The 23,633-nt window shown below is 65.8% G+C and carries 25 protein-coding genes and 2 pseudogenes; 18 read left to right on the top strand and 9 right to left on the bottom strand.

Translation table 11 applies throughout. The features are described 5' to 3' along the window. Nucleotides 1–2 precede the first annotated feature (2 nt). On the top strand, nt 3–1,160 hold the full coding sequence (locus OIE68_RS07870) for a phosphotransferase family protein (RefSeq protein ID WP_327098720.1): 1,158 nt from the start codon (nt 3–5) through the stop codon (nt 1,158–1,160). A gap of 7 nt (nt 1,161–1,167) precedes the next feature. Here OIE68_RS07870 and OIE68_RS07865 read toward each other — a convergent pair whose 3' ends face one another. After that, entirely contained in the window at nt 1,168–1,965 is a 798-nt protein-coding gene (locus OIE68_RS07865) for an SDR family NAD(P)-dependent oxidoreductase (protein WP_327098719.1), read from the bottom strand. Nucleotides 1,966–2,203: 238 nt separating this feature from the next. On the opposite strand from OIE68_RS07865, the gene OIE68_RS07860 reads away from it, so the two are divergent. The 12 genes from OIE68_RS07860 (at nt 2,204) to OIE68_RS07805 (ending at nt 14,316) form a co-directional block, all read left to right on the top strand. Further along, nucleotides 2,204–3,016, top strand: coding sequence for a TetR/AcrR family transcriptional regulator (locus tag OIE68_RS07860; protein ID WP_327098718.1), 813 nt, complete (start codon nt 2,204–2,206; stop codon nt 3,014–3,016). A gap of 299 nt (nt 3,017–3,315) precedes the next feature. Next, entirely contained in the window at nt 3,316–4,083 is a 768-nt protein-coding gene (locus OIE68_RS07855) for an ABC transporter permease (protein ID WP_327098717.1), read from the top strand. 5 nt (nt 4,084–4,088) lie between these two features. Beyond that, complete coding sequence (locus OIE68_RS07850; RefSeq protein WP_327098716.1) at nt 4,089–4,940, top strand: ABC transporter permease; 852 nt, start codon at nt 4,089–4,091, stop codon at nt 4,938–4,940. A 12-nt stretch (nt 4,941–4,952) separates the two neighbouring features. Beyond that, nucleotides 4,953–6,113, top strand: a complete 1,161-nt coding sequence (locus OIE68_RS07845) for an MCE family protein (RefSeq protein WP_327098715.1) — start codon at nt 4,953–4,955, stop codon at nt 6,111–6,113. After that, nucleotides 6,110–7,126, top strand: coding sequence for an MCE family protein (locus tag OIE68_RS07840; protein ID WP_327098714.1), 1,017 nt, complete (start codon nt 6,110–6,112; stop codon nt 7,124–7,126). The genes OIE68_RS07845 and OIE68_RS07840 overlap by 4 nt, the downstream gene beginning before the upstream one ends. Next, on the top strand, nt 7,123–8,148 hold the full coding sequence (locus tag OIE68_RS07835) for an MCE family protein (protein ID WP_327098713.1): 1,026 nt from the start codon (nt 7,123–7,125) through the stop codon (nt 8,146–8,148). Before OIE68_RS07840 ends, OIE68_RS07835 begins: the two co-directional genes overlap by 4 nt. A 23-nt stretch (nt 8,149–8,171) precedes the next feature. Next, nucleotides 8,172–9,377, top strand: a complete 1,206-nt coding sequence (locus OIE68_RS07830; RefSeq protein WP_327098712.1) for an MCE family protein — start codon at nt 8,172–8,174, stop codon at nt 9,375–9,377. Beyond that, on the top strand, nt 9,374–10,417 hold the full coding sequence (locus OIE68_RS07825; RefSeq protein ID WP_327098711.1) for an MCE family protein: 1,044 nt from the start codon (nt 9,374–9,376) through the stop codon (nt 10,415–10,417). The genes OIE68_RS07830 and OIE68_RS07825 overlap by 4 nt, the downstream gene beginning before the upstream one ends. Then, the gene (locus OIE68_RS07820) at nt 10,414–11,799 is read left to right on the top strand and encodes an MlaD family protein (protein ID WP_327098710.1); all 1,386 of its coding nucleotides are present in this window, start codon (nt 10,414–10,416) and stop codon (nt 11,797–11,799) included. Before OIE68_RS07825 ends, OIE68_RS07820 begins: the two co-directional genes overlap by 4 nt. After that, the gene (locus tag OIE68_RS07815; RefSeq protein ID WP_327098709.1) at nt 11,766–12,542 is read left to right on the top strand and encodes a hypothetical protein; all 777 of its coding nucleotides are present in this window, start codon (nt 11,766–11,768) and stop codon (nt 12,540–12,542) included. Before OIE68_RS07820 ends, OIE68_RS07815 begins: the two co-directional genes overlap by 34 nt. Then, a complete protein-coding gene (locus OIE68_RS07810; protein ID WP_327098708.1) occupies nt 12,539–13,048 on the top strand; it encodes a hypothetical protein in 510 nt (169 codons plus the stop codon). Before OIE68_RS07815 ends, OIE68_RS07810 begins: the two co-directional genes overlap by 4 nt. A 20-nt stretch (nt 13,049–13,068) precedes the next feature. Then, entirely contained in the window at nt 13,069–14,316 is a 1,248-nt protein-coding gene (locus OIE68_RS07805; RefSeq protein WP_327098707.1) for a CoA transferase, read from the top strand. A gap of 43 nt (nt 14,317–14,359) precedes the next feature. Here the strand turns inward: OIE68_RS07805 and OIE68_RS07800 are convergent, their stop codons facing one another. Further along, nucleotides 14,360–14,482 carry a hypothetical protein gene (locus OIE68_RS07800; RefSeq protein WP_327098706.1) on the bottom strand — a complete coding sequence of 41 codons (123 nt, stop codon included), beginning with the start codon at nt 14,480–14,482 and terminating at the stop codon, nt 14,360–14,362. Between the two features lie 315 nt (nt 14,483–14,797). Here OIE68_RS07800 and OIE68_RS46995 point away from each other — a divergent pair. Next, nucleotides 14,798–16,033: pseudogene (locus OIE68_RS46995) on the top strand (LodA/GoxA family CTQ-dependent oxidase); the annotation flags it as partial. Nucleotides 16,034–16,473: 440 nt separating this feature from the next. On the opposite strand, the gene OIE68_RS07790 reads toward OIE68_RS46995, so the two are convergent. Continuing rightward, nucleotides 16,474–16,704: a hypothetical protein gene (locus OIE68_RS07790; protein ID WP_327098704.1), complete on the bottom strand. Its 231-nt coding sequence runs from the start codon at nt 16,702–16,704 to the stop codon at nt 16,474–16,476. Nucleotides 16,705–16,778: 74 nt separating this feature from the next. On the opposite strand from OIE68_RS07790, the gene OIE68_RS07785 reads away from it, so the two are divergent. From OIE68_RS07785 to OIE68_RS07775, 3 genes are all read left to right on the top strand, one after another. Then, nucleotides 16,779–18,113, top strand: a complete 1,335-nt coding sequence (locus OIE68_RS07785; RefSeq protein WP_327098703.1) for a vWA domain-containing protein — start codon at nt 16,779–16,781, stop codon at nt 18,111–18,113. Further along, nucleotides 18,113–19,228: an NAD(P)/FAD-dependent oxidoreductase gene (locus OIE68_RS07780; protein ID WP_327098702.1), complete on the top strand. Its 1,116-nt coding sequence runs from the start codon at nt 18,113–18,115 to the stop codon at nt 19,226–19,228. Before OIE68_RS07785 ends, OIE68_RS07780 begins: the two co-directional genes overlap by 1 nt. Nucleotides 19,229–19,306: 78 nt before the next feature. After that, the gene (locus OIE68_RS07775) at nt 19,307–19,777 is read left to right on the top strand and encodes a hypothetical protein (RefSeq protein WP_327098701.1); all 471 of its coding nucleotides are present in this window, start codon (nt 19,307–19,309) and stop codon (nt 19,775–19,777) included. Nucleotides 19,778–19,797: 20 nt separating this feature from the next. Here the strand turns inward: OIE68_RS07775 and OIE68_RS07770 are convergent. The 5 genes and pseudogenes from OIE68_RS07770 to OIE68_RS07750 form a co-directional block, all read right to left on the bottom strand. Continuing rightward, a pseudogene (locus OIE68_RS07770) lies at nt 19,798–20,013 on the bottom strand (hypothetical protein); the annotation flags it as partial. 82 nt (nt 20,014–20,095) lie between these two features. Next, nucleotides 20,096–20,269, bottom strand: coding sequence for a hypothetical protein (locus tag OIE68_RS07765; protein WP_327098700.1), 174 nt, complete (start codon nt 20,267–20,269; stop codon nt 20,096–20,098). Nucleotides 20,270–20,471: 202 nt separating this feature from the next. Beyond that, nucleotides 20,472–20,831 (bottom strand): Rv2640c family ArsR-like transcriptional regulator, encoded by a 360-nt coding sequence (locus tag OIE68_RS07760; RefSeq protein WP_327098699.1) that lies wholly within the window; start codon nt 20,829–20,831, stop codon nt 20,472–20,474. A gap of 121 nt (nt 20,832–20,952) precedes the next feature. Continuing rightward, nucleotides 20,953–21,531, bottom strand: coding sequence for an HdeD family acid-resistance protein (locus OIE68_RS07755; RefSeq protein ID WP_327098698.1), 579 nt, complete (start codon nt 21,529–21,531; stop codon nt 20,953–20,955). Nucleotides 21,532–21,603: 72 nt separating this feature from the next. Continuing rightward, entirely contained in the window at nt 21,604–22,014 is a 411-nt protein-coding gene (locus OIE68_RS07750; protein ID WP_327098697.1) for a VOC family protein, read from the bottom strand. Nucleotides 22,015–22,216: 202 nt separating this feature from the next. Here OIE68_RS07750 and OIE68_RS07745 point away from each other — a divergent pair, with 202 nt between their 5' ends. Next, nucleotides 22,217–23,203: a glycosyltransferase family 9 protein gene (locus OIE68_RS07745; protein ID WP_327098696.1), complete on the top strand. Its 987-nt coding sequence runs from the start codon at nt 22,217–22,219 to the stop codon at nt 23,201–23,203. 10 nt (nt 23,204–23,213) lie between these two features. Here the strand turns inward: OIE68_RS07745 and OIE68_RS07740 are convergent, their stop codons facing one another. Further along, nucleotides 23,214–23,537, bottom strand: coding sequence for a metalloregulator ArsR/SmtB family transcription factor (locus tag OIE68_RS07740; RefSeq protein WP_327098695.1), 324 nt, complete (start codon nt 23,535–23,537; stop codon nt 23,214–23,216). Between the last annotated feature and the right edge of the window lie 96 nt (nt 23,538–23,633).

The following is a 23,633-nucleotide window of genomic DNA, read 5'->3' as shown; positions in this document are numbered from 1 at the left end:
CCTTGCAACCACTCGATACCGCGCTCGGCCTCGGCATGGCCGCGCGAGAAGCGGTCCGTGCCGGACTCGATCGAGCCGTGCCCGGCCGGGCCGCGATTCCACTGCGCATCCACGAGGTGACCGAACAGTGGCTCAGCGCGGCACTCGGGCTGCGGCCGGACGCGATCACCTCGGTGCGTGTGCTCGACGCGCATTACGGCACGGCGGCGCGCGCTCGTATCGCCGTGAAATCCGACAGCGGCGAGATTCCCGAGCACCTGTTCGTGAAATTGCCGCCGCGCAACTACTTACAGCACGTCCTGATGAACGTCTTCCGCCTCGGGACCCGCGAGATCCTCGCCTATCGCGCACTGGGCGCGAATCCGCCGATCCGTGTGCCGAGATGCTATGTCGCGCACTGTGATCGGCTCCGACGCCGCAGTGTCCTCGTGCTCGAGGATCTGTCGGGAACCGCGCAATTCCGCACCGTCGTCGAAAAGGTCACGCGAGCCGAGGCGCAGGCCGTCATCGACGCCATGGCCGATCTCCATCTGGCGTTCTGGAGTAGCGACCGGTTCACGAACGACCTCCGGCCGCTCACCGCGCGCACAACAGCGGACATCCGCCTCGGCGATCTCATCCGCCGCCGATTCCTGCACGACATCACCGGGCATACCAAAGATCTGATACCCGAAGCGATGAAGCGCCACTGCCGGATCTTCTATCAGCGCAGCGCGGATATCGATGCCTTCTGGGCCGCGCAGCCGCAGACTCTGATCCACGGCGACCCGCACCTGGGCAACCTTTTCTTCACCGACGCCGGGCCCGGCTTCCTGGACTGGCAGATCGCCACGGCCGGGGTCGGCATCCGCGATGTCGCATACTTCGCGAACGCGTCCGTCGAGCCGGACCTGCTCCGCTCTATCGAACGAGAACTCGTCGAGCGGTATGCGGCCCGGCTCACCGCCGCCGGGATCGCAGTCGACCTCGAGCGCCTGTGGACGCTGTATCGCGCCGGTATCACCGAACTCTTTCTCGCGGCCGTATGCACGGCCGAGGCCGGGGAGCGGATGCAGCCGTTCGAGGTATCACGGGTCGGCGTCGAACGAGCCGTCGCCGGTGCCGCCGCACACGACAGCTTCGCGGTGCTGGCCGCACTCGTCGACGGTAAGCGAGCCTGACGCGGGCTCAGGTGAAATCCGAGCCGCCGTCGACATTGACATTCGCACCGGTCATATACGAATTGCGGCGCGAGGCGAGAAAGGCGACAACTGGACCGATCTCCTCGGGCCGCCCCGCCCGGGGCAGCTGCGCCGGATGCCCATAATGCTTGGAGATCTCGGCCATCAGCCGATAGGGATCGTCGCTCTCGACGCCGACCGAATGGGCCCAATCGACCAGCGCCGGGGTGACGAAGGTGCCGGGCGAGACCACATTCACCAGAATCTCGTCCTCCGCCAGCAAAAGTGACAGATTCTTGGACGCACTCGTCACCATCGCCTTCGCGGCGGTGTAGGCCGCCAGCGGAATGCTCTGCCGCTGCGTCGAATGCGCCGAAAAGTTCACTATCCGCGCCCATTCGGCCTTGCGCAGCAGCGGCAGCGCCCCACGGACGCTGCGCACCATGGACAGCACGCCGTCCTCGACGGCCGCGAGCCACTGGTCGTCGGTGAGGATGTCGAAGCGGCCCTGCACGGTCGGCCCGACCGTATTGACCAGCACATTGAGTTCGCCGTGCCAGCGCTGCCCCAGTTCGGCGAATGCAGCAGCGATCTCATCGGCATCGCGCACGTCCGCGACCAGGCCGATGGCGTCCGGGCTACCGCGGTGGGTCAGGTCTTCGACCGCGTCGTCCAGGTCGGGGCGGGAGCGACCGAGCACCGCCACCCGAGCTCCTTCGTCGGCCAGGCAGCGAGCAGTCGCCAGGCCCATGCCGCGGCTACCGCCCACCACCACCGCTGCCGCGTCGGTCAATCCCAAATCCATCGCGCTACCGCCTCCACACCGAGCTTATAGATGAACATACTGTATCTATATCAGTATGGCCTGTGCGTCGCCCGCCCAAGGCGATATCCGGGCCCGCACCGGCTCAGTGGGCCGCGACGCGCCGATAGAAGGCATCGCAGTAGGATTTACGGTTATAGGTACGATGGCTGTTGCTGTCGGTTTTCCGAGACCGGGAAACGATTGCGTCGGAGCGGACTTCACGGAGGTGGGCGCACATATGGCGAAGCGGGCAGCCGCGGAGAAACGGCCGCGGCGTGAGCGCGGATCCCTCAATCCCGGGGACATCCTCGACGGTGCGTTCGAGCTCGCGGATCAGGTATCGCTGGACAACCTGAGCATGCCGATGCTGGCCAAACACCTCGACGTCGGCGTCACGAGCATCTACTGGTACTTCCGTAAGAAGGACGAACTGCTCAACGCCATGACCGACCGCGCGCTGCGCCAGTACGCCACCTTCGTCACGCCTTTCGTCGACGCGAGTGACTGGCGCGAATCGCTGCGCAATCACGCCCGCACCATGCGGGAGACGTTCAACAGCAATCCCATTCTCTGTGATCTGATACTCATCAGGTCGGCGCTGAGCCCGGAGGCCGCGCAGTTGGGCGCGCGGCAGACCGAGTCGGTCATCGCCAATCTGGTCGAGGCCGGGCTGTCGCTCGACGACGCCGTCGCGACGTACTCCGCTGTTCAGCTGCATGTGCGCGGATCGGTTGTACTGCAACGCCTCTCCGACAAGAACGAGGAATCGGAGTCCGGGGCGGGCGCGTACTACGACAGCCTCACCATCTCGCCCGACACCACACCGCTACTGGCCGAGGCGGGTTCGAAGGGCCTGCACAGCGGGGCGCCGGACGATCGGAATTTCGAGTACGGCCTCGACTGCATTCTCGAACAGGCGAGCCGGTTGCTCGAGTCGGGATCGGGCGCGAAGGCGAAGAAAGCACCTGCCAAAAAGGCACCCGCCAAGAAGGCCGCGACGGCGAAGTCGCCCGCCGCGCGCCGACCGACCAAGGCCGCCGCGGCGAAGTAGTCACCCACCTTCGGAACTCGGCGATTTCCGGCCGTTTCACCGACGGCATCTCACACGGCTCGACCAGCACACGTCGACATCTCCTGTCGCCGCGACCTGTCGTCGATCCGAACATCCGCAGACACTGCGCTTTCGCCTGTCGTAATTCCGCGCAAACACCTGGACACGATTCATCGCAAACTTCTGGGCAAGACTCTTGCCATGATGTATCGTCGGTCACACTGTAAGAGCAATAGTTAGACATTCGACCAGCCGGTGTCGGCATCGTCCACAGCGCCGAGTGGTCCGCTGGAGGATCGATGGAACTAGAACGGCTGCACGCGCCGGTTCGGGAAGTCGGTCAGTTCTTCGCCATGATCGCCGAAGTCGGCCGAGGCCTGGTGACGACGCGGTTCCGGTTCGGCGAATTCGTCGAGCAGAGTTGGATGCTGGCGCGGGTGTCGCTGCTGCCGACCATTCTGGTGGCAGTGCCGTTCACCGTGCTGGTGAGCTTCACCCTCAATATCCTGTTGCGCGAGATCGGCGCGGCCACCATGAGCGGAGCGGGTGCGGCATTCGGCGCGGTCACCCAGGTCGGCCCGATGGTGACCGTGCTGATCGTCGCCGGGGCGGGGGCGACGGCGATGTGCGCGGACCTGGGGTCGCGAGTCATCCGCGAGGAGATCGCGGCCATGGAGGTGCTCGGCATCGATCCCATTCAACGGCTGGTGATACCGCGGGTGGTGGCCTCGACGATGATCGCGGTTCTGCTCAACGGCCTGGTGTGCGCCATCGGAATCACCGGAGGATTCGTGTTCTCGGTATTGCTACAGGGCGTGAATCCGGGGACGTTCGCCGCCGGTGTCACATTGCTGACCGGCTCGACCGAGCTGGCTATCTCCGCAGTCAAGGCCATGCTGTTCGGGCTGATCGCCGGACTGGTGGCGTGCTATCGCGGCCTGTCGGTCTCCGGTGGCCCGAAAAGCGTCGGGCAAGCGGTCAACGAAACCGTCGTCTATGCGTTCATCGCCCTCTTCGTGGTGAACACCGTGGTGACCGCGGCCGGAATCCGATTCTCGGGGAGGTGAAATCGATGGATGTCGCCGAAACCGGCAAATTCGTCCGCACCCGGCAGCGGCTGGGCCGTTGGAACCGCGAAATCGACGCCGTTGGTGCGCGAATCGTCTTCTATGGCAAGGCAATTCTGCAAACTCCCGGCGCGGTAGCCAGACATCCGGGCGAAACCCTGCGCTTGGTGGCCGAAATCAGTATGGGCAGTGGCGCTCTCGCGATGATCGGCGGAACCGCGGCGATCGTCGGATTCATGACGCTGGCGACCGGCAGCACCATCGCCATCCAGGGTTTCAGCTCTTTGGGCAATATCGGCATCGAGGCACTGTCCGGATTCCTGTCGGCCTTCATCAATGTGCGGATCGCGGTGCCGGTGATCGCCGGAATCGCCTTGTCGGCGACGCTCGGAGCCGGGGCGACGGCGCAGATCGGGGCCATGCGGATCGCCGAGGAGATCGACGCACTCGAGTCCATGGCCATCCGGCCGGTGCCCTATGTCGTGAGCACCCGGGTCGCGGCGGGCATGATCACGATCATTCCGCTGTACTCGCTGGCTTTGGCGGCGTCGTTCCTGGCGGGCCGGTTCACCACAGTGGTGATTTTCGGGCAGTCACCCGGGCTGTACGACCACTACTTCTCGACCTTTCTCAATCCGCTCGACGTGGCGTGGTCGTTCGTGCAGGCAGTCGCGATCGCGATGCTGGTGATGCTGATCCACACCCATTACGGATTCACCGCCGTCGGGGGTCCGGCGGGAGTGGGCGCGGCGGTCGGGCGCGCGGTGCGGATGTCGCTGATCATGGTGGTCCTCGTCGTGCTCCTGGTGTCACTCGCGTTGTACGGCGGCACCGGCAATTTCCACCTTTCCGGTTAGGACGTGGATGCAATGGTGCAGCAAGCGATGCTGAAATTGGTGGTACTGGCACTGGTCGTCGCGACGGTGGGCGTCGGCTGGCTGGTGCTGGGCAGCTACCAGCAACGCTTCGCCGACTGGGTGACGGTGACGGTGATCGCCGATCGCGCCGGACTGGTCATGGACCGCGGCGCGAAGGTCACCATGACCGGCGTCGAGGTCGGCGAAGTGACGGCGATCGAGTACGGCTCCGATCAGGCCCGGGTGACCCTGCGCCTGCATCGCTCCGCTCTGGCGTCGATTCCGGCCGACGTCGTCGCCGAGATCACCTCCAATACCGTCTTCGGCGCGAAGTTCGTCAGCCTCGACGCGCCTCGACCGGCCGCCGCCGAACGGCTGGCACCCGGCGCGGAGATCGATATCTCGCGCGTCACCGTCGAAATCAATACCGTCTTCGAGCAACTCACCAACCTGCTGCGCGTGGTCGACCCCGCCCAACTCGAGGAGACCCTCGGCGCGCTGGCGACGGCACTGCAGGGCCGCGGTGACCGGCTCGGCGCGGCAATCGACCACGCCGCCGGTGTGCTCGCTCAAATGAATGCCGCCGATCCCGGATTCGCCGAGCTGCTACGCACTGCGGCACCCACCGCGGAGCTCTACGCCGACATCGCACCGGATCTGCTGCGCACGCTGGACGCCCTCACCGCGACGAGCAACTCGGTGGTCGACGAGCAGCGCCACCTCTCGGCGTTGCTCGGCAGTACCACGGCCGTCTCGGATACCGGCTCGGACCTGTTGGCGCACAACGGTTCCGGCCTCGCGGACGTGCTGCGGCTGCTGGAGCCCACCACCGCACTGCTGGCCTTGTACTCGCCCGAGATCCCGTGCGTTTTCAAGGGAATCACCGCGGGCAACGAAGCCAACCCCGCCGCCTACACCGGGCAGCCGGGCATCAAGATGTTCGCCGGGCTGATACCGGGCGCGACGCCGTACCACTATCCGGAAGATCTGCCCAGGGTCAACGCGACCGGCGGCCCGAACTGCATGGGTCTGCCCTACACCGACCCGGTCGTCAATGTGCCGTACATGGTCACCGACACCGGCGCGAATCCGTACGATCCGTCGCGGCAGGCGATCGGACTGCGGACCCCGGACCTCGTCAGCTACCTGCTGGGCCTCGGGGGTGGCCGGTGAACCGGTCGCGCGCACTGAAATTGAGCATCTTCGTGCTGGTCATGCTCTTGGTGAACGGAGCGATGATCCTGGTGTTCACACAGGTCGACGCGGGGGGCTCGCGGACCTATCACGCGGTGTTCACCGATGCGTCCGGTATGCGTCCCGGCGCGAAGGTCCGCATCGCGGGGGTCCCGGTCGGATCGGTCGGCGCGGTGCGCTACGGCGCGGACCACCGGGCCCACGTCGACTTCTCGATCACCACCAACGACCGGCCGACCACATCCACGCGGGCCGCCATCCGATACGAGGACCTTGTCGGCAACCGCTACCTCGAACTGCAGCGCGGCCCGGACACCACGCAACTGCCGGTGGGCGGAACCATCCAACCGCCGAACACCGCGCCCGCACTCGATCTGGACGCCCTGCTCGGCGGATTCCATCCTCTGCTACAAGCGCTGGACCCGCGACAGGTCAACGAGCTATCGATGGCATTGCTGAAGATCTTCCAGGGTCGCGCGGGAACCATCGCGGATGTGCTGACCCGGGTCGGGTCGGTGACCAGCACGCTGGCCGATCGTGATCAGGTCATCGGGCGGGTGATCACCAACCTGAATACGGTCCTCACCGAAATCGCTTCGCGGGGTGGCCAATTCAGCAGCACGCTCGACCATCTGCAGCAGCTGGTGTCGGGTCTGGCGCAGGACCGGGACATCATCGGGCACGCGGTCGACAGCCTCGACGGCGCCGCCGACGCGTTCACCGGCCTGCTCGCCGACGTGCGCCCCGATCTGTCCGCGACGGTCAGCCAGTTGAACGCCGCGCTCACACCGACCACCAACCACATCGACACCCTGGACGAGGTACTGAACCGGCTCCCGGACGACTATCGCAAGCTGATCCGCATGGGCACCTACGGGTCCTTCTTCAACTTCTATCTCTGCGGCCTGTCGTTCAAATTGACCGGCGCGGACGGCCACCCGGTGGTTCTCGAGATGACCGACCAGCAGACCGGCAGGTGCGCACGGAAATGAATCGACTCTCTCAGCGCGAAGCCGGTCGCATCGGCCTCATCGGCATCGTCCTCACCGCGGCGATCTCCCTGGTCTCACTGCAATTCGACAAGATCCCGCTGCTCAGCGCCCAGCCACTGCGGTACGGGGCACTGTTCGACGACGCGAGCGGTCTGCACGTCGACGACGACGTCTCGGCCGCCGGGGTGCGAATCGGCACCGTCACCGACATCACCGTGGACCGCGGTCACGCACGCGTCACCTTCACCGCCGACCCGCAGATCGCGCTCGGCGACGCGATCACCGCCACCATCAAGACCACATCACTGCTGGGTCGGCGCGCCGTCGAACTGGCGCCCGCCGGTGTGGGCCGTCTGCGCACCGGCGACACCATCCCACTCGACCGGACCCGATCCGGCTACACGTTGCCGACCATCCTCAATGAGGCCACCACAGCCATCCGCGATATCGACCTCGACCAGTTGACCCGCGCGCTCGACAGCGCCTCCGACGTTCTTTCGGCGGCGGCCCCGCAGGTGCGGCCCGCCCTGGACGGGATGCGACGCCTCGCCGAATCGGTCAACCAGCGCGACGCCGCATTGCGTGGCCTGCTCTCCGGTGCCGAACAGGTGACATCGGCACTGGCCAAGCGCGGGCCACAGGTGAATTCTCTACTGCTCGACGGCAATTCACTGCTCGCGGAATTGCAGGCCAGCAGCGCAGCGCTGGGCGGGGTCATCACCGGAATCGACCAGCTGTCGCGGCAGCTGTCCGGCCTGGTGCATGACACCGATGCCGACCTGGCACCGGCCCTGGACAAGCTCGGGCAGGTCTTGACGGTGCTGAACAACAACCGCGACAACGTGGCGAAAAGCATCCAGGGCCTGTCCATGTATATCGGCACGCTCGGCGACGCCGTCGCCAGCGGTCCCTACTTCTACGCGTATCTGCAGAACCTCGTACCCGCCGACTACACACAGCCCCTGATCAATTCGGTGCTCGGCCTCCCGCCAGCCCCCCTACCGATCCCACAGGTCCGATGATCGCCCGAATCCGAGCCGGCGCCTTGCGAATTCGAACCGGTGCCCGCACACCCCGCAAACGATGGTTGGTCCGACTCACCGCCGCCGTGCTGGCGATCGTCGTCGTGGTCGCCGGATACGACATCGTTCAGCGGTCGCGCTATTACACCGTCACCGCGCATTTCACCTCCACCAGCGGCCTGTACGTCGGTGACGAGGTCCGCGTGGTCGGGGTAAAGGTGGGCACCATCGAGGCCATCGAGCCGCACGGAACCGAGCTCACCGTGCGCATGCGACTGCCACGGTCGCTGCGGTTACCGGCCGACGTGAAGGCCGTGATCATGGCCCAGAGCTTGGTCGCCGCGCGATTCATCCAGCTCACCCCCGCCTGGACGAGCGGGCCCAGCGGCGGTCGTGAGGTCGATATTCCGGTCGACCGCACCGCCGTCCCGGTTGAATGGGATCAGGTGGAGGAGCAACTCTCGCGGGTCACCAGCGCGCTGGCACCGCGGCCCGATGACCCCACCGGACCCGGCGCCCGATTTCTAGGATCCGCCGCCGCGGCGATGAACGGCAACGGCGACACCCTGCGGGCCGGCCTCGACCAGCTCTCCGCCACGATGGCGACGCTGTCCGCGGGCAGCACGGACCTGTTCGGCACCGTCCGCAATCTGCAGGCATTCACCACCGCACTGGCGGCCAGCGAGCAGCAGATAGTTGTATTCCAGGGTCGGCTGGCATCGGTCACCGAGGTGCTGGCAGGCAACCGCAGCGATCTGTCGACCGCGCTGACCACCCTGGACACCGCCATCGGCGATATCCAGGCATTCGTCACCGAGCACCGCGACGGGCTCACCACACAGGTGCACCAGCTCGTCGCCGCCACCGATGTGATCGTGGCCCAGCGCGATGCGCTGGAAACCGTGCTGCACCGCGCGCCCACCGCGCTGTCGAACTACTACAACACCTACAACCCCGGGCAGGGCGCGATGACCGGCGTTCCGGGACCCCAAAATTTCGGCAACCCCATCAATTTCATCTGCGGCGGCATCGCCGCCCTCGCGAACGCCACCTCCGAGCAAGGAGCCCAGCTGTGCGCGCAATACCTCGGGCCACTACTGAACACGCTGCGGATGAACTACCCGCCGGTGAGCATCAACCCGTCCACCGGCACCGGCGTGGGTCCCGGCCAACTCGTCTACAGCCCACCGGAATTGCAGCAGGTCCTGCTGCCCGGACAGCCGCGATGAGCACGGCTCGCCGTCCGATGGCGCTGCTGTGCGGAATCGCGCTGTGCGCCGCGGTATCCGGATGCCAGTGGACCGGATTGAATTCACTGCCACTGCCCGGGACGCAGGGCCACGGCCCCGGGAGCTACCACGTGGTCATCGAAATGCCGGACGTCACCACCATCACCCCGAACTCACCCGTACTGGTCGACGACGTGGAAGTCGGCACCATCACGACCATCACCACCGAGGACTGGCACGCGCGAGTGACCGTGGCGCTCAACGGTTCCGTCGTCCTGCCCGCCAATGCAACCGCCAAAATCGGGCAGACCAGCCTGTTGGGCTCGACGCACATCGAACTCACCGCACCCACCGACCCGCGCGGCACGCTGCTCGAGGACAGTGTGATCCCGCTGGAGCGAGCGGGCAGCTATCCCACCACCGAGCAGACGCTGGCGGCGCTGTCCATGGTGCTCAACGGCGGCGGGCTGGGACATCTGCAGACCATAGTCACCGAGGCCACCAAAGCTATTGCCGGACACGATGATTCGATCGGCAATGTGCTCGATGGAATGAATACGCTACTTGGCGAGTTGGATTCACAGCGGGATGCGATCACCGCCACCCTGGACAATCTCGACAGGTTTGCCGCTCAGCTGTCCGCCGACAACGACACCATCGGTCGGGCCGTCGCCGCCATCGACCCCGCTCTCGGTGTGCTCAACGTGCAGCGGCGCGACCTCACCGACGCCTTCGCTGCACTGACTCGATTCGGCGACGCAGGAACCGCACTGGTACGACAGATCCACGGAGACCTGAAGCAGAACCTGGCCGACCTCGTGCCGACCCTGCAGCAGATCGCCACAACCGGGGACGACCTCGTCGCCAATATCAACCAGCTGGGCACCTTTCCGTTCCCGCCGGTCGCCATCACGAACGGCATCCACGGCGATTACATGAATCTGTGGGCGGAAGCGGATCTCACACTGCCGCGGCTGCAGCAGGGTCTGCTGTTCGGTACCCCGTTTGCCGCCCCACCGGTGACAGGGGGCGCCCGATGAGTACCGACTCGACGCGTACTTCTCGCCTCGTCCGCAACCAGCTGATCGTCTTCGCGATCATCGCGCTGGTATCGACGACTTTCACCGGCATCTACTATCTACGGATTCCGGCGGCGCTCGATATCGGCCGCTATCGCATCACCGTCGAATTGCCAAGGGCCGGTGGCCTTTATCGCAATGCGAATGTCACCTACGACGGGCATACGATCGGCCGCGTCACCTCCGTCGACCTGGCACCCACCGGAGTTACCGCGACTCTGTCGCTTATCGACTCGGTCGCTGTACCCGCCGACCTGACCGCACGGGTCCGCAGCATGTCGGCGATCGGCGAACAGTACGTCGATCTGCAACCCACGGTCGACCACGGGCCGTTCCTGCGCGATGGCGATATGATCGCCGTCGACCGCGTGCGGGTCGCCGACCGGATCGGCCCCATCCTGGAGCAGACCCGCGCGATCCTCGCCTCGCTCCCACCCGACACCCTGCACACGGTGCTCGACGAGTCCGCGCGCGGATTCGGCGGTGCGGGAAAGGATCTGGCGAGCCTGCTGGACTCCACCGTCACCTTCGTCGACGCCATGGCCGCCAATGGCGACGCCCTCACCACCCTCGTTCAGCAACTCACCCCGCTGCTGAACACCCAGGTGGTCAGCAGCGCCGAAATCCGCGATTGGGCCGCGAATCTGGCCTATCTCACCGACCAGCTCCGCACCGCCGACCCCGCCGTGCGCAATATCCTGGAACGCGGTCCGTCCGCGGCCGACGATGCCAACCAGCTGTTCCAGAACCTGGCACCGACACTGCCGCTGCTGCTGGCCAACCTGACCACCGTCGGACAGGTCGCCCTGACCTATAACCCAGCCATCGAGCAGATCCTGGTCCTGCTACCGCCGCTGATCGCCGCCGAGAACACCGCGGGCGCACGCGGTGCCGCCGACGGCGGTGCGAATGTCGTCTTCGCCGTGGAGGTTCAGGATCCCGCCGCCTGCACCACCGGCTATCTCTCCGCCGACGAACGACGCAGCCCCATCGAAACCAGCACTCCTGATACCCCGACCAACCTGTACTGCAATGTCCCGCAGGATTCGCAGTTCGCCGTACGCGGCACGCGGAACCTGCCGTGCCTGGAGAATCCGGGTGTCCGCGCCGCCACCCCCGAGCAGTGCCGCAACGGGGTGGTACCGCCCTCTGGCAACAACGGGCCTTTCGAATCGAGCCCCTCACCCGCGCCCACGGGCGTCGCCCACTATCTGCCCGGCAGCCCCATGTATCTCACACCGGACGGAAATCCCTACCGCCACATCGACATCACACCGGAACCGAACCGACCAGCCTCCCAGGAAGCGTCATGGACCTCACTGTTGACCGCTCCGATTCCCTGACCGCGACCGACACTGCGGCCACTACCGCATTGGTGACCGAACCGCCGCCGCGGCGGCGAAGGGCCACCCGCCCAACCGGGCCACCGAGCGAGTCCCCGGAGCACCCGGACGTCGAGGCGGACACCGATACGTCGCCGTCCGCGGCCGAACGATCGTCAGCCACAACGGAGGGGCCAATCCGGCAACCCCGCGGACTTCCCCGCATCCCGCGACCGCGGCTCGCTCGTCCGAAGCTGGGGCGCAGACGTTTTCGCATCGCCGCGGTCGTGCTCGCGGTCGCCGCGCTTGTCGCCGCGACCACGGTGACAGCACTGGCGCTGCGCGAGCATCGGCAGACCGAGGCCACCGCGAACCACCAGGCCGCCATCATCGACACCGCCCGGCGCGGTGTCACCGCCCTGATCAATATCCGCCGTGACAGCGCCGACGCGGACTTCGCCCGGCTCAGCGATATCACCACCGCACCGTTCGCCGACGACCTGCACAGCCAGTCCGGGAACTACCTGCAGGCCATCCGACATGCCGACGTGCTGTCCACCGGCGAGGTCATCGCCGCGGCCACCGCCGCCGACGACGGCGCCGAGGTTCCGGACGACGGCACGATCACCGTCATCGTCGCCGCGAACGCGCAGGTCACCAACACGCAGACCCGGCAGCAGGAACAACGCTCCTACCGGTTCAGCGTACGGATCAAGGAAGTCGATGGCATCCCGAAGGTGTCCAACGTGGAGTTCGTGCCGTGAACCATCGATCCGTAATCGTCCTGCGAAATATTCTGCGGCTCAGCATGATTCCGCTGCTGAGCGCCGCAATTGTGGCACTGACCGTAGCCGCGGTGCTACTCGTGCGAGATAACCAGCACGATGCCGCCACGGCCGCGGCACGCCGGGATGCACCGACCGCCGCCCGCGAAACAGTCGCGGCAATGCTCAGTTACACCTCGGCCACCGTCGGCAAGGATCTCGCGGCCGTTGCCGGACTCACCGGCTCGTTCCAGGACGACTACCGCAATCTGGTGAACAAGACGATCGTGCCGGTGGCCAAGGAGAAGGGCGTGAGCACCAGAGCGCGGGTGGTATCCGCGGGCGTACTGTCGGCTTCCACCGACCGTGTGACGGTGCTGATGTTCATCGACCAGGTGACAATCAGTACCGCCGTGCCCGCACCGACCACCAGTTCCAGCCGGGTGACCGTCACCGTCGAAAAGCACGACGACCACTGGCTCGTCAGCGGTATGACTCCGCTGTAGCCGGCGAGAGGATGATGTAGATGCCGAATCCCGCGACCTCCCCGGCGCAGCCGCTGGCCGGTGTGCGCATCGTGGAGATCTCCAGCTTCGTCGCCGCGCCGCTGGCGGGTATGACGCTGGCGCAGCTCGGCGCGGAGGTCATCCGTGTCGACCCGGTCGGCGGTGCTGCCGATTACCGTCGATGGCCGCTTACCGACGACGGCGAGAGCATCTATTGGACCGGACTCAACAAGGGAAAGCGCTCCGTCACAGCCGATTTGCGCGCACCGGCGGGGCAACTGCTCGTTACACGCCTGATAACCGGCGGCGGCCCCAGCGGCGGCATCCTGCTGACCAACACCGCCGGACGGGATTGGCTCGACTACGAGACGCTCACCGCCACGCGACCCGACCTGATCCAGCTGGAAATACTGGGCCGCGCCGACGGTTCGGCCGCAGTCGACTACACCGTCAATGCCGCCACCGGATTTCCGCTCGTCACCGGCCCCGCCGACCACGAGGGTCCGATCAATCATGTGCTGCCGGCATGGGATCTGCTCTGCGGAGTGTATGCGGCACTGGCGATCACCGCCGCGGTGCGCCACCGCGACGCGACCGGACAAGGCAGCCGGATCACCTTGCCGCTGGAGGATGTCGCGCTGGCCACGGTGGGCAACCTCGGCTTCCTCGCGGAGGCGGCACTATGCGGGCGGCAGCGCCCCCGCTTGGGCAATGCCATCTACGGCCAGTACGGTCAGCACTTCACCAGCGCCGACGGCGTCTCCTTCATGGTGGTCGCCCTGACCCCCAGGCACTTTCGTGATCTCACCGAGCTGACCGGCAGTACCGGCGCGGTCGACGCGCTGGCTATCGCGCTGGCGGCGGACTTCACCGACGAGGGCACGCGCTACCGTCATCGCGACGTGCTGACCGGACTGTTCACCCCGTGGTTCCGCGACCGCCCCGCCGAGGAGATCGGCACCGCCCTGGCGAAAACATCGGTGCTCTGGGAGCGCTACCGCAGTTTCGACGAACTCGCGACCGACCCGCGCGTCACCGCGAATCCGCTGTTCACCCTGCTACGTCAACCCGAGATCGGCGAATACCTCGCGCCCGGTTCCCCGATCTCGGTGAACGGTGAGCACATCCCGGCCCGCCCCGCCCCACGGCTCGGCGAACACACCGAATCCGTGCTGCAGGATCGGCTCGGGCTGTCCCCCGAATCGATTGCGGCACTGCACATGTCATCGATCGTCGCGAACGAGCCCCCGAAACGAACCGCCCGCTGATCGCTGGCAGCCGCGCACCCACGACCACCGCCACCATCCGGCCTCAGTCGCCGAATTCGGCGTCGAGGCGGTGCAGGAGTTCGGCGAGCGTCGCGAGATCGTTTTCGGCCCAACTCGACAGTCGTTCGTGCACCGCTTGACGGCGGGTGGCACGGGTCGCGTCCAAACGCTGCTTACCCAGGGTGGTCAGCGCCGGCAGCGATGTATTGCTCGACCGTCACCGCGGGCATCTGCGACATGTTCACAATGCTCGCGAGTCCGCCGTTTCACGTCTTGCGGCGCAGGCAATGGCCGCGGCTTTCAGATAGGACTCCGAGACACTCATGTTGAAGAACGGGATTTTCGAGTAGGTCTCTACTCGTGTTCGGAAGGCGACGCTTTCATACGCTGCAAGTGCGAAGACACGGTCACGCTGCATCTACATTCACAGCGCTGCTGACCGGCTCGAAGCCGCCTTCGCACCAGTCCCGGAGGTACCGTCATGGCCATCACCGAAGTTCGGATCCACCCAGCGATCGGCGTCGCGCGGGTGGGCAACAGTGACTCGGAGTTCTTCATCGGGCCGGAGAAGCGGTGGGACCGGTCGGCACCGGCGGGCGGTTACAAGGACGGCCAGTGCCGGATCAAGCGGCAAGCCGCCAGGTTCCGGGTATTCGGCTACGACAACGGTGTGCCGACCGAGCTGACCTCGGCCAACACCGTGATCGAGTGGACGGTGCATCTGGTCAACCGCAAGGCGGTGGCGCCGGGGTTTCCCAGTGGTTCTCCGCGCAACAGCGGGTACTTGGGCACTGACCGGGACAGGCTGGTGATCGACCCGGGTCCCCGGACGGTTAGCGGGGCCGCTCAGCGGAAGCTGTTCGACACCGGCACCTTCACGGTCAAAGGGCAGCCAGCTGAGACCGTGCCGCTCGGCGAGATACGTACCGACAACGACGGCCGGTTGTTGGTGCTCGGCGGCTTCGGCAACTCCGGATCGCCGTCGAATCATACGCTCGACGGTTTCGCCGACAGTGACGAATGGTACGACGACATGGCCGATGGACCGGTTACCGCGACGGTGCGGATCGGTGCCCAGACCTTCACCGCGGTCGGATCCTGGATTATCGTCGCTCCGCCCAAGTTCGCCCCGCCGATCGATAACGTCTTCCGGCTCTGGGACATGATGTTCGACCTGTTCGTGCAGGACGGACAGCTTCAGGTGCCGGGCACCCCGTCGTATGCCAATGACATCTATCCGATCCTGCAGGCGGCCGCCGACACCAAAGCGGTGAACTCCGACGCCATCGGGCATCACAATTTCAGTCATCCGATGCCGAGCAGTACACAGGTTCACACCTACCTGACCGCACCGGCCGGCAGCATCCACATGCCCCGGCTGGAATCCGAGGCCAACGATGGGACGCGGAGCCTCAGACTCACCGATACCCAGATCGCGCTGGTCCAGAAATGGGCCGCGGGCACGGTCGTCAACGACTGGAACAGCGCCTGGGGCCATGCGCCACCGCCGGATTCGGACGTCACCCCCGACGGTATGGATAAGGCGGCCTTGGAGAATTGCGTCGGCGGCGCCCTATTTCCCGGCATCGAGGCTGGTCAGTTCCTGCGTAACGCCAGCAAGTACCGACCGGTCGTGCTGATCAACGGGCAGCCGTCGTTCCGGCTGGACCACGCCAAGGTGCAGCCCGGCGAGGTCACCGCAAGCATGGCTGTGCCCTGGCAGTCCGACTTCTTGGCATGCTCCACGTACTGGTGGCCGGTACCGCGGCCCAACAGCGTCAAGGTCCCCGGCGTCGCCGTGCCCCAGCAGTGGGACCGCTCCACCGGCAACCGGGACGCGTTCGTCGCGGGCAAGTGGAACAAGGTGGGTTTCGTCACCCGCCAAGGGAGCGACCTGGTGGAGACAGACCGCTGCGATACGGCCGACACCTGGGTCAGCCTGGTCACCGCCGCCATCACCTTCCACGACGTAACGCAGGGGCCGATGGGAACCACCCGCAAGGCGGCACGTGCGGTCGTCTTCGAGGTCCGGTCGTCCACCCCGGCCACCCTGGATTTCACCGCCCCGACCGATCCGAGCCTGACCTGGTCCATTCCACCGCCCTACTCGGTTCCCTCGACCGGTGGTGCTGTGGCCACCGTGCGACTGTGGATCATCTACGCCGCCCCCAACCCCTCGCACAGCGTCACCGACAGCGTCACCGTGACCTGTCCGCAGACGAGCCAGAGCTGGTTGATTCCCGTCACCGCCAACGCGGTACCCCGTAAGACCGCCGCAGTGGCGCTGGTATTGGACAAGTCGGGCAGCATGGCCGAGGATCGCGGGGACGGGGTGGGCACCAAGTCGCAGAGCGTGCGTGATGCGGCCAATACCTTCGCCGACGTCATGCTGGCTGGTGACGCGCTCTCCCTCACTGCGTTCGATGACAATGCCGCCATGGTCGAGGCTCTCACCGTTCTAGGTGACCCGAGCGATCCGTTCGACACCGCGCGCCGGTATCCGGGCCGCAATCAACGGCGCGGGGCTGGACCCGGGCGGCAACACCTCGATCGGCGACGGCATCTTCGAGGGCCGCGCGACGCTATCAGGAGCGACCGGGCAGGTTCAGTCGCTCGTCGTGCTCACCGACGGCAACGAGAACCGGGTCCGCTGGATCTCCGACGTGGCAGGACAGATCAACGAGTACACCTACTCGATCGGCGTGGGTACCGCGGCGAACACCAGCACGGCGGCGCTGCAGACCATCTCCGGCAACCACGGCGGCTACCTTCTGATCACCGGTTCGGCAATGGGTGGGGACAACCCGTTCCTACTGAAGAAGTATTTCCTACAGATCCTCAGCGGGATCAGCAATGCCGAGGTGCTGCTCGATCCCGTCGGCATGATCAGTGTCGGTCAGGTCCAGCGGATCCCATTCGTGGTCTGCGACGAGGACAACCTCGCAGAGGTGATCCTGCTCGCCGAGAACCGCAAATACCTACAGTTCCTGCTGGAAACTCCCTACGGCCAGCTCGTCGATCCAACGACCGCGCGGGCACACGGCGGCGAGTTCGTGGAAACCGAACAGGTCTCCTACTACCAGATCCCGCTCCCGCTACTCGTGGCCCCGGGCCGCCCGAGCCATGCCGGCACCTGGAACGCGGTACTCGCGTACACCGACTACGTCGGCGGTAGTGGCGATACACCCGAAATCCGCGACGACACGGTCGGCGGGGCCGCAGCGGCGTTGCGGGCCGAACGGTACTCGGTGATGGTGCACGCCTGGTCGGACGTCGCGCTGTCAGCATCTGTCGACCAGAACAGTTTTCAACCTGGCGCGAAGATCACCGTGACCGCCACCGTGACCGGGGCCGGTGTCCCGATCACCGCCAAGCTTTATGTCTGGGCCGAGGTCACAAGGCCCGACGGCACCACGACCGACATCGCACTGGCTACGGACGGCGACCGGTTCGTCGCCTCGGTCGCGGCGACGACGGCTGGTGATTACCGCATCCGTGTGCGGGCGACCGGCGACACCCGCCGTGGGTTGCTGTTCACCAGGGAGCGCACGCTTTCGGCCGGTGTTTGGCCCGGCGGCGACCGGCCAACGTGTGGTAGTCGTGATGACGGGTGCGGCAGGCCGCAGGAGCCCCACCGCGGCGTGTGCGCTGCGCTGCGCTGCCTTCTGCTCACACTCTGTCGGCGACAGCGCCGTGGGCAAGCAACGGCGCAACCCAGGGATCGAGCCGTACAAGTTCGCAAATCCTCCAATACGGCTACGGCAGTGTCCCCGCTCCACCGGACGCGGAGCGTGTAGTGAAGACCGTCGATGTCGTCGTAGTCGGTGGTGGTCCGGCGGGATCGGCGACAGCACTGGGACTGGCCCGCGTCGGCGCTCGCGTAGCGCTCTACGAGAGCTCGGACTACGACCAACTGCGGATGGGAGAGACCCTGCCACCGTCGGTCAACCCACTGCTGCGTGAGCTGGGCGTGTGGGAACAGTTCACCGCGCTCGGCTCACTGCCCTCGTACCAGACGGCCAGCGCGTGGGGGGCCAGCCTCGTGTCACAGCGGTCTTTCCTGTTCAGCCCCCACGGCAACGGCTGGCACGTCGATCGGGCTCGCTTCGACGCCATGCTGGCCCAAGCCGCGGCCGACGCCGGGGTCAGGGTATTGCGTGGAGTGCGGGCCCGCCATATCGAGCGCAGCTCGGGCGGATTCGAGATCGAGGCGTCCGAACCTGTGCATGCGTCGATGCTGGTCGAGGCATCCGGGCGGGCGGCCCGGTTCGGGCGCGGGCTCGGCGGGAAACGAGCTCAGCTCGACCGGCTGGTGTGCGCGGCACGGGTATTCCTCACCCGGCCGAGCGAGCCGCTTGGTGACACCTTCCTGGAGGCCGTCGCCTCCGGCTGGTGGTATGCATCCCCGCTGCCCGGCGGTCACCGCATAGTCGCCTGCTTCACCGACGCACGCAACGCCGCGCAGGACAGGTTGAGGACACCGAGCGGCTGGGCCGCCGCTGTAGCCGCCACTCGCCACATTCGACACCTCACCGACCGATGCCCCATCGGTGAGGTCCGCGTTATCTCCGCGGCCAGCCACCAATTACGACCCTGTGCAGGGCCCGGCTGGGTCGCGGTCGGAGACGCCGCCCTCGCAGTCGACCCACTGTCCTCGGGCGGAGTGACCTTCGCCCTGCGTACCGCGACCGCAGCCACCAACGCACTGATGAACGACCACCACACCGACTATCTCGAACTGGTCGACAACTCCGCCACCGAATACCGAAAGCTACGCGCCGAAATCTACAGCTGGGAGCCCAGATTCACCTGCATGCCGTTCTGGCGGGACCGCTCGGATCCAGCGGAACCCGAAGTCCGATCCGCCCCCGACCACCGAAACCTGCGCCGGGGCCGGTTGGCACCCACTTAATTCGGTCGATCACCCGAAACCCAGACGGATCGAGGATATTTCTAGAAAGGAGCACGAGCTATGTCACACATTCGGGGAATGAAAGTCGAATTGCTTACCCATTACAATCCGGGCTCGGGTACCGATGACCATATCTACGTTGGTGTCTATGGATCCGACGGCGGTCGCGAATTTCCACTAGACGCGCCGGGCGATGATTTCGAGCCCCGTACGGATGTCACCTACGTCCTCGGGACGGTGCCGGCGACGCTGCCGGGTTGGCGTCGGCCGAAGTACTCTGAGCCCGGCGGACGCTGCGACCCTGCATTTCTGAACATCGATCTGGACAGCGTGCAACAGGTCTACCTCCGCAAACAAGCGAAAGGCGTCGGTGATAGCGACGACGACGCGTACCAGCTCGATCATGTCCGGGTGGTTCTCCACGCAACAGGCGACGATGCACGAGCTTTTATCCTGACGACAGGAGGACCGGACAAGGGTGTGTGGCTGGGCAACGAGTTCGGCCACCAAGTATGGCTGCACGTGCAAGGAGTGAACCCTCCTGCGTGACCTCACACTGCGGCCCGGAGTGAGGGCTGCAGGCTGATGCCCAGCGACCGGCACTCCGATCGGAGTGCTTGGGACTGAAACGCTTTGCCGTGATCGACCACGATCGTCTCCGGCGCGATGACCGGGCGCGCCGCCGCGCCGGTCAGGCGCTGGTCGACTTCGGTGAGCGCGCGGTGCGGCGGTTGCTTCGACCACGCGGGAATCGAGAGCAGATAGGAACTACTGAATCGCAATGCAGCACAGCGTGATTCAGAACTCATGCCGTAACGAGGTCGGTTTCCCGCAAGTCTGCGGCAAGATCGTCGAACTCGCCGTCGATCACGCCGAGAGCGAAGGCGTCGGTGTGGGCAGCGCCGAATCATGGCCGCAGAGAATTTCGATCGCCGAGGCCGCGCGGCTCATCGATGACAAGACCACCAACTGTGCGACGCCTTCGGCCTCAATACCTGCACCGCCGTGCGACGGGGACGTCGGACCGATCGACGCCTCCATGCCTGCCGCAATGCACACCCCACCGCAGGCCTGCTTTCGTCCGACTACTGGCTATCAGGAACCCGACCCTGACCACGCCAGCTGTTGCCTCGGTCGAATCCGCATCCGGTCCTCACCCCCGCGTTCGATCAGAGCACCGAACATCGCTATCTAGAGTGTGCCCCGCAGACCGCGACAGGCCAACCACTTCGACCGATTCCTGCTAGCGGCAGCACTCCGGGTCGAGTACGAAACACAAGGCGGACAACGCATCCCGGCGTGCCGCATGCTGCACAGTCATCCCCTGACGCACCGACTCCACCAGACCGGCGGCGCGCAGTTGGCCCAGATGATGGCTCACCGTCGACTCTGCGAGCGCGACCGCGGCGGCCAGCTCTCGAGTATTGACCGTGCCGTCCCGCTCGGCCAGCAATAGCGACATCAACTTCACCCGCACCGGATCCGCCAGCGCCTTCAACCGCAACGCCACTTCCAGCGCGACCCGATCGTCGACCGGGGCCGCCGCCACCGGCGCGCAGCAGATCGGCGCGGACACATCCAGCGCGGGCAGCGTCTTAGGCATCCCTATATCGTGGCATAAATCGAAAGGCCCGAGCCGCGCCGCCACGACGAAAGCATCAGTCCCCCATTGGAAATACGCCTGCGGCCGCCGCGGTAAGCGACGGCCGCAGGAATCGGAGATCTCAGATCTCGGCGAGCTTCTTCGCATCCTTGCGGACACCGAACGAGGTGACGATTTCCATGATGCCCAGGATGATCAGCCACCACCCGGCGACCAATGCCAGCGTCGCCACCGACGCGACCGGCCACACGATCAGCACCACACCACCGATCGCGGTGATGATCCCGAAGAAACCCTCCCAGCCCCGACCCGGCAGCGCGGGCTCGGAGATCGCCGCCATCAGCAGCGCGACACCGCGGAACAGCCAGCCGATGCCGATCCACAGACCGAGCAACAGAATCGAGGCCAACTCGTCACGGAAGCAGAAGATACCGATAATGATCGACAACCCACCGCTGACGAATGCGAGCACCCGGATTCCGGTGCTGGTGTGCGTGCCGAATGCGGCCACCAACTGGAGGAAGCCACTCACCACCAGATAGATGCCGAAGATGATGCCGGCGGCCACCAGTGTCACATCGGGCCAGGCCAGGATCATCACACCGAGGATCACCGACAGGATGCCGGTGACCAGAACCATTTGCCACGCACTGCGCGCAAGCGACTGCAGAGGACCCTCTAGCACGCTGTTTGTCGTCATAGCATGATGCTATGCCTTGCGTCAGCGGTTTTCTGGACATTTGCTCGATGAACACTTCGAGCGGCTGCCGGTCTAAGCGGGTGCCGCGATATTGACCATCCACGCGATGCCGAAGCGGTCCAGGCACATGCCGAATTCATCGCCCCACATCTGCTTCTCCAACGGCACGGTCACGGTGCCACCGGCACACAGCTTGTCCCAGTAGCCGCGCAGTTCATCGGCGTCGTCACCGCTGAGACTGATCGAAATGCTGCTTCCTGGTTTGTATTCCATACCTGGCGGGGTATCCGAAGCCATCAGCGTGAATCCGCTCGGCGTTTCCAGCATGCCGTGCATGATCAGATCCGCGCCGGGCGCGTCCTTATCCCCCATATCCCCGAAGGTCTGCATGGTCAGCGTGCCGTCGAACACATCTCGATAGAACTCCAACGCGGTGCGCGCCGAGTCGGAAAAACTGATGTACGGGTTGAGTCGGGAGGTCATAGGAACGCTCCTTGGTGGTAGTTGGCCGCCATCGCCGAGGTTAGTCCTCCGACTCGGACAGTGGGCTCGATAACGAGCTACTCGCTCACGTTTATCGCCGAGGGGGCTCGGGTAGTCATCCCTAAGTGGCTCTCGTCGTGTGCATCCATGGGGTGAAGCGGGTGGGTCGAGTTCGCGAGTCTCGGGTGGCTAGGAGAAGAGGGTGGCGGTTGTTCTCGTGCTGCAGGCACGTGGCCTCGGTGATCTGCTCACCGCGGTTCCCGCGTTGCGCGCGCTGCGACGGGCGAAACCGCACGATCAGATCGTCCTCGCCGCTCCGCATCGCCTGAAGCCGATCGTCGACCTCATCGCCTCCGTCGACTCCATGATCCCCACCTCCGACCTCAGCGACCTGCGCTGGGACGCTCCCGAACCCGCACTGGCGGTCAATCTGCACGGCCGGAGCGCCGAGAGCATCGTCGCACTCACCAAGACCGATCCCGGACGCATCCTCTCCTACCGAAATTCCGCCTTTCCGGAGCTGGAGGGCCCGGAATGGCAAACGGATATGCATCACGTCGAGCGCTGGTGCCACCTGCTCGAATCCGACGGCATCGTGGCCGATCGCCGCAATCTCGGACTCGTCCCGCCGGTCGCGACCACCAGTCGCCGCGATTGCGTCGTGGTGCACGTGGGAGCGGGCGCACCGGCCCGCCGCTGGCCGCCGGACCGGTTCGCCGCGGTGGTGCGTCATCTACTGGTGCTCGGTCGCGAGGTGGTGCTCACCGGTGACGAGTCCGAGCGCGATATCGCGCTGAATATCGCCGCCCGCGCGGGCCTACCCATTGGCCGGGTGCTCGCCGGCGAGCAGAACCTCATCGAACTCGCCGCCACCGTCGCCGAGGCCGCGCTCGTGATCTCCGGCGATACCGGCGTCGCGCATCTGGCCATCGCCTTCGGAACCCGCACCGTATTGCTGTTCGGACCGACACCGCCGCGCTGGGGAGGGCCGCCACCGCATCTCCTCGGCAGGCATGCGGTGCTGTGGGCCGGTCAGCTCGGCGATCCGATGGCCGATACGCCCGACCCCGGATTGCTACGAATCGGCGTCACCGAGGTGATCAGCGCGGTCGACAAGCAACTCGCCAAGCGGGCGTGGCCTGCCAACGGCAATAATCGCGCGCGAACGGCGTATCGCCGCGTGGGTTGACCACGAGCGTTCAAGAGGTGCCCTCGGCGCGAGCGTTGCTCAAAGCCGCGGCATAGGCCGCCAGTGCGCTGGGCCAGAACTGCTCCAGATAGTCGCGCGCATCGCCCAGTCCACGCGGATCCAGGAAGTACAGCCGCCGATTGCCGTCCGGACGCATCATCACCAGCCGGGCCTCGCGCAGTACACGTAGATGCTGGGAGGCCGCCGAGCTGGTGACGCCGACGAGTTTCGCGAGATCGCCGACCGACAGCGGCGCGGTCGGCAATGCCTCGAAAATGGCCCGGCGGGTCGGGTCCGCGAGCGCCTCGATGGCCTGAACTCCATTAGTCGCCACTGAAACAGTGTGATCGACTGGCATCTTGCCAGTCAACTCCGCGCAGTACGGCATCACGCCAGGTCGGCAATGCATACACACCATGTCGTTATTGAG

The organism is Nocardia vinacea, from assembly GCF_035920345.1.
GTDB classification, from domain to species: domain Bacteria; phylum Actinomycetota; class Actinomycetes; order Mycobacteriales; family Mycobacteriaceae; genus Nocardia; species Nocardia vinacea_A.
Note: the sequence above shows the minus strand (reverse complement) of the source record. Positions and strands in the feature narration are given on the sequence as shown.